The 6,188-nt window shown below is 36.8% G+C and carries 6 protein-coding genes, 1 rRNA gene and 1 pseudogene; 2 read left to right on the top strand and 6 right to left on the bottom strand.

Features of this window, described 5'->3' with window-relative positions; genetic code table 11:
* From CWR48_RS13130 to helD, 5 genes and pseudogenes are all read right to left on the bottom strand, one after another.
* On the bottom strand, positions 1-243 hold a 243-nt coding region (locus tag CWR48_RS13130), incomplete at its 3' end, for a helix-turn-helix domain-containing protein (protein WP_147294887.1).
* A 19-nt stretch (positions 244-262) separates the two neighbouring features.
* Positions 263-472 (bottom strand): transposase, encoded by a 210-nt coding sequence (locus CWR48_RS13135; protein ID WP_170140761.1) that lies wholly within the window; start codon positions 470-472, stop codon positions 263-265.
* 99 nt (positions 473-571) lie between these two features.
* A pseudogene (rpsN, locus tag CWR48_RS13140) lies at positions 572-832 on the bottom strand (30S ribosomal protein S14); the annotation flags it as partial.
* 44 nt (positions 833-876) lie between these two features.
* On the bottom strand, positions 877-2,478 hold the full coding sequence (locus CWR48_RS13145) for a metal ABC transporter solute-binding protein, Zn/Mn family (protein WP_115773710.1): 1,602 nt from the start codon (positions 2,476-2,478) through the stop codon (positions 877-879).
* A gap of 199 nt (positions 2,479-2,677) precedes the next feature.
* Positions 2,678-4,975, bottom strand: coding sequence for an RNA polymerase recycling motor HelD (helD, locus tag CWR48_RS13150; protein WP_115773711.1), 2,298 nt, complete (start codon positions 4,973-4,975; stop codon positions 2,678-2,680).
* A gap of 393 nt (positions 4,976-5,368) precedes the next feature.
* Here helD and CWR48_RS13155 point away from each other — a divergent pair, with 393 nt between their 5' ends.
* Positions 5,369-5,638 carry a hypothetical protein gene (locus CWR48_RS13155; RefSeq protein WP_147294888.1) on the top strand — a complete coding sequence of 90 codons (270 nt, stop codon included), beginning with the start codon at positions 5,369-5,371 and terminating at the stop codon, positions 5,636-5,638.
* A gap of 59 nt (positions 5,639-5,697) precedes the next feature.
* Positions 5,698-6,027 (top strand): CPBP family intramembrane glutamic endopeptidase, encoded by a 330-nt coding sequence (locus CWR48_RS13160; RefSeq protein ID WP_170140762.1) that lies wholly within the window; start codon positions 5,698-5,700, stop codon positions 6,025-6,027.
* A 75-nt stretch (positions 6,028-6,102) separates the two neighbouring features.
* On the opposite strand, the gene rrf is transcribed toward CWR48_RS13160, so the two are convergent.
* Positions 6,103-6,188 (bottom strand): 5S ribosomal RNA (rrf, locus tag CWR48_RS13165); the annotation flags it as partial.

Genomic DNA, 6,188 nt, shown 5'->3' on the forward strand with positions numbered 1-6,188 from the left:
CGCATTTTCCAGTCGTAATAATTCAATCTCGCGTTCTAATTCTTCTTCACGTGTTAACTTTTTCTCTTCTTTTTTCTTTTGATTGTTGGCCTTCTTAGACATAGAAGGTCGCCCCTTTGACTTTGGTTTCAGGCCTTCTATTCCTTGTTCACGAAATGCTATCAACCAACGGCTAATTAAAGAAGAGTTGTTCAAATTAAATTGAATAGCAGTTTCTACATGAGAAGCACCTGTTTCTAACATGAATTGTACCGCATCTAATTTAAATTGAACAGAATACTCCTTCTTCGTCTTTCTTCGTCTTTCTTCGTTTTAATCCATCCATACCCTGCGATTTATAAGCTCTCACCCATTCATATATTCGATTTGTACTGCTTATATTATATTTTTTTGCCAATGATACATATCCAAAATTCCCCTGTAAATACTCAGTGACAATCTTCATTTTAAATTCTTCACTATATTTGGCCATAAAAACACCCACAAAAGTTAGATTTTCTACTCTAACTTTCGGGGGTCGGTACCTAAGCATTCCTTTTTAAGTACATTTAGATGACTTTATTCGATTACATTACCAGCTGGATTTTTTCACACCTGGAATTCTCCCCTTATGTGCGAGTTCCCTCAAGGCTATGCGGGACATCCCAAACTTCCGGATATACCCTCGTGGTCGCCCTGTTACGGAACAACGATTATGCAGCCTAGTTGACGAGGAGTCCCTTGGCAATTTTCTTAATTCTTCATAATCGCCTTTTTCCTTTAATTCTTTTCTTAATTCCGCATACTTCTCTACCATTGCTTCTCGTTTCAACTCTTTCGCTACTTTGACTTTTTAGCCATCTTCCATTACACCTGCTTTTTAAATTTTTCGTCATGTTATTTGGTTACTTTATCGAGAATTTCTAAATTATATTCCATCAATGAAATATAGTCTTCATTATTTTTAACATCCGCGTCAGTTAAGACCTCGAGATTATGAACGGTTAAAGCTTCTGCGCCAATCTCCTTCTGAATAACCTCAGACAGGCGGTTTGAAGAATTTTGTTCGTAAAGAATATAATCCAAATCATATTCTGCTGCTTTATCTATTACCTCGGTTAAATCCCTTTGCGATGGTTCATCGCTTGATGATAGGCCATTAATCGCAATTTGTTCGATGCCATAGCGCCCATTCCAATAGCCATAAGCGGCATGTGGTACAATGATATGCATGTTTTTCTTATCCGCTAATACTTCGGTAAATTTCTCATCCAGTGCAGTTAGCTCTGCTTTCAGTTCCTCAAAGTTGTTATTATAGGTAGCTTCTTCATCTGGATTAAGCGCAATTAATTCATCTTTAATAATTTGTGAGACTTCGATCATTCTTACTGGATCTAACCAAATATGCGGATCATGATCACCATGATCTACGACTGGAAGAGTCACTGCCTCAGATTCCGCAACCACTTGTTCGTCATCTCCAAAAAGAGCTACCTTTACTTGCAAACCATCCTTGGTCGCTTCACCTTCATATTCGTTTGTCTCTTGCCCCTCAACAGGCGCCCACTCTTTTTCACCTGGTTCTAATGTATACCAGTGCCAGTGATCGTAATCGCCGTCTTCGCTAAAACCTGCTGTTAATCGAACGGTGTCACCTGTATGATAATGAGCCGCTAATCCAGAAATATCAATGGTTCCCTGTACTTCATTTCCATGATTATGCGTTTCTTCGCCGTGGTCATGCACGTCATTTTCATCTTCATGTGAACTTTCTTCATGTTCATGCGCTTCACCCTCATGGTCATTAACCTCAATTATCACCGCTTCTGATTCTGCAATTACTTGATGGTCATCACCTAGAAGTGCTGCCTTGATTTGTTGCTCGCCAATTGCTTCGCCTTCAAAATGATTCGTTTCTTGATCTGGAACGGTTACCCATTCCTCTTCACCTGATGTTAATGTGTACCAGTGCCAATGGGCTTCTTCTCCTGATTCATTGTATATAGCTGTTAATTCAACAACATCACCCGAATGATAATGGTCCGATAGCCCTTCAATTTCGATTGTTCCACCTAGATCACTGCTTTCTTCGCCATGCTCATGCTCCTCGTCTTCATGATTTCCATCACTGCTGAATAGTTCCTCATGCTTGCCAATCTCCAATAATTTTACCGGCTGATTCGCCAATGAATTTGCCATACTTTCCGCGAATCCTTCCATTCCCGCACCAAGATAAATGAATAAGTCACTGTCCGCAACGGCTGTCATATCCTTTGAAGTCGGCTCATATGTATGAGCATCTGCCCCGGGTGGAAATACCGTTTCAACATCTACGGTATCCCCAGCGATTCTTTCAACTGCATATTGAAATGGATAGATTGTTGTATATACCTTCTGCTTCGAATCGTCCGCACTGGATGAACCTTCATTTGCAGTTGCACAGCCAATCATGACCAAACCTACAAATAATAAAATAGAAAGCACCTTGAATAATTTCATATCTCTTATTCCCCTCTACCTATGTATTTTTAACTTTACCCATCATATCGTAATGATTACGATATGTAAACAGTAATCATTACGATTTATTCAAAAAAATTAAACCACGCTAACTTGTGAAAAAGTGATAGCGTGGTTCTGATTAATACAATAAAGCATGATAGTTCAAGGGTTGAGAGATAATATCGGCCACTAATATCTACTCAACGACTTCATATTTATCAGTTTGAACTTCTTTAATAAAACGACAAGGTTCCTTAACGCTTAGAATAGTCAGCTCATGCATTGCTCTTGTGCATGCAGTATAGAAAATTGTTCGATCTGATTCCTGACCAAAGTGTTCATCTGAAGCATCCGGAATAATCACAGCATCAAATTCAATTCCTTTTGCTAAATAGACGGGCAATACCAATATGCCCTTTTCAAATGCATAGGTTTCTTCAGTTATTTGTTTAATGCTTACTCTACCATGCAGCAATTGAGCGATTTCCTCGCTCTCCTTTAATGTTTTGCAAATTAAAGCAATGGTTTCATAGCCCTTATCCTTAAATTCCTGAATATTGGTTATTAGCCTTTCCTTTATATCTTCCTGCTTACTCAGCTTAATAATCAGTGGTTTATCACCATCACGATTAAATGGCTCAATCAAAGTTCCACCAGGTGCAAAGAACTTTGTAAATTCAACAATTTGTCTTGTTGACCGATAGCTTTTCGTCAACATAATTCTTTCCACTTTCCCTATTCCAGCTTCTGGAACAAGAGGATTTTCCTTAGAGATATGCGAATAGATTGCCTGATTAATATCACCGAGCAGCGTCATTTTTGTGTAAGGGAATATTTCCCTTATGTAAGCAAACTGAAACGCAGAGTAATCCTGTGCCTCATCAATAATTAATTGACGAACAGAGCGACCACGGACATTTCCAAGCAGCTTCTCTTTAAAATATAAATATGGTGTCGCATCCTCCCATGTTAAGTAAAGACGGGATAAATCGGCTGCTGTTTGCTTGCAAATTTCCTGCCAGCCCTCTGGAACAACTGAAGGATTCCATTCTGTAAATAACTTCTTATAGGTTGAGGATATATGAACAAAATCCAAACGTTTTAAACGTTTTCTCATTGCAGAAAATGCTCGTTTCACGACTTCCCTGCGCAGCAATTCCTCTTCATCTATTATATCTTCTTGTTCCTCTGATTCATAATATGCGTTCACATAATCTTCTTTATCGAGAAGGCCTGCTTCCTCGAGTACCCAATCCTTATCTTTTTCCAATCGCTGAATTTGTCTCAGCTCTTGCAGGAGCCATTTTGAAACAAGCTCCATTTTATTTGATATGCTTATTTCTTTATCTAATGAATAAAAATAATCACTAATTTGCTCTTTAGAAATAAGCATATCTCCCCGAAATGTAATATTCCTGAATTGAATTGCCTCTTCGTTCAAATAAGAAATAAATTGATCAATCATCTGTTTGAAATCCAAGCTTGATTTATAATCCATTCCTTTCATTCTAGCAACATCCTGATTATCCTTCATTTCGGCCAGTACATATTCCATTTGTTCAAAAGGAGACTCGATTGTGAACTTCTTACCTATTCGCTCTTTTAGAAAGTCTAAAAAAGTTGTTTGTGTCACATTGGATTCCCCTAATTCTGGCAGCACATTAGCAATATAACTTGAAAATAGAGGATTCGGTGACAAGAGTACAACATTTTCAGCGTTCAACTCTTCACGATAACGATACAATAAATATGCGATACGCTGCAACGCAGCTGAAGTCTTCCCACTCCCAGCGACACCCTGCACTATTAATAAACTGCTTTTTTCATTACGAATGATTTTATTTTGTTCCTTTTGAATCGTTGCAACAATATTTTTCATCGTTGTACTCGCATTATTGCCAAGTGCCTGTTGAAGAAGATGATCTCCAATCGTCACTCCTGTATCAAACATCCCTTTAATTTGCCCTTGTCTGATGATAAACTGCCTTTTCAAAGCAATTTCTCCTTCAATCTGGCCGTTAATTGTTTGATACTGGGCCTTTCCAAGAGAAGAATCATAATAAAGGCTCGAAATCGGTGCACGCCAATCATAGATTAGAAAATCCTCTTCATTTTTGTCCATTAGCGATGCAATGCCAATATAAATTTCGTCTTTTTCAAGCTCTGAGTCTTCTATAAAATCAATTCTCCCAAAATATGGAGAGCTTTTCAGTTTATTTAATGTTTTTAATTCCTGCCCTATCTTTCCATGATATCTTTCCTTTTCAGAAAGTAATGCTGCTTGCTGTTTAATGCTTTCCTGTGTTTCAATGATATCATCGGATTCCTCAATATTTACTGTAATATCGTCCCAAAAATTCTTTCGGAGTTCGACCACATTCTCTTTCAGTCCAGCTATTTGTGAGGATAGTTTCTCCTCCTTGATGTTGATTTCATCGATTACCGCATCTACCCGTTGCTGTTCTTCTATACGGTTCTTCACTTCACTACTCATCAAATCAACTCCATTCGATTACTTTTTTCATTTTTGTTGACATTAACAATATAGGTTGGTATAATATAATTAGATAGGTATAACTATATGAACTTATATTGTTCTAACTTATTTATAATAGCACTTTTATTCATTCCCAACAAGTAAAATATTACTATGGGGATTTTTTTGTTTACATAGATATTGTGAGGCAATTAGATTACTGTGCCTTTCTTATAAAGCCATCCATTATTACAGCCCTAATTCTTTTTATTAGTAATATTCTAAAATTATAATGTTATAATAAACTAGGGTTTAATAATTGATAGGTGTTGTGAGGTGATAAAAATTCTATTCCTGACCCTGCTTTTACTAATAATCATTGTAGGTTATCCAATATGGGATTATTTCTATATGAAAAAGATAAAAAGCAACCTCATAAATAAGTGGAGAATGTACGGAGAAATTATGATTACCCAATGGAAAATAGTAATCATTTTTTTAGCCTATTGGTTCTTAACTAAAAGTTCTTTAAACGACTTATTTTCTTTTGAAAATCCTTTATTCTCTTTCCCAACTGAATTTTTATTGACACTTGGGCTTGGAGTAGGTTTTAGTATTGTAATGTTTGCTTTTATTATTCGCTTCTCAAAAACAATTAGAAAAAAATTTCCGAGGCATTAACCGATGAGAGCATTCAATTTTTATTACCATCAACCTACGGAGAACGTTTATTTTTTCTTTTGATAGCAATTACGGCAGGAGTTTGTGAAGAAATCATTTTTCGCGGTGTGATGCTGTATTATTTAAGCTATCTTCCATTTGAACTACCAATTATTGCAATTGGTATTATTTCAAGTCTGTTATTTGGAATTGTTCATCTATATCAAGGGTGGAAAGGGGTACTACTTACTACCTACTTAGGTGCAATATTTTTTCTCCTTTTCGTAGGAACAGGATATTTATGGTTCCTTTCGTCCTACACTTCATTATTGATTCGAAGTTTGTATTTTTGCCTAATAAGAGAAGTGCTAAAAAGGAACAACTTGGATGAGATCAAGCAAATGGATTGACTATTATCATTGAAAATCTCTAACAAAAAAACACTAAGGATATGATTTATTCATAACCTTAGTGTTTTTTACTTAGCCTGGCGGCGTCCTACTCTTGCAGGGACAAAGTCCCAACTACCATCGGCGCTGAAGAGCTTAACTACTGTGTTCGGGATGGGAAC

It is taken from the genome of Oceanobacillus arenosus (assembly GCF_003369575.1).
GTDB classification, from domain to species: domain Bacteria; phylum Bacillota; class Bacilli; order Bacillales; family Amphibacillaceae; genus Oceanobacillus; species Oceanobacillus arenosus.

Excerpts from the sequence above, each read along its gene's own strand:
- CWR48_RS13135 (WP_170140761.1), bottom strand. The coding sequence starts at position 472 with ATGGCCAAATATAGTGAAGAATTTAAAATGAAGATTGTCACTGAGTAT.
- CWR48_RS13145 (WP_115773710.1), bottom strand. The coding sequence starts at position 2,478 with ATGAAATTATTCAAGGTGCTTTCTATTTTATTATTTGTAGGTTTGGTC.
- helD (WP_115773711.1), bottom strand. The coding sequence starts at position 4,975 with ATGAGTAGTGAAGTGAAGAACCGTATAGAAGAACAGCAACGGGTAGAT.
- CWR48_RS13155 (WP_147294888.1), top strand. The coding sequence starts at position 5,369 with ATGAAAAAGATAAAAAGCAACCTCATAAATAAGTGGAGAATGTACGGA.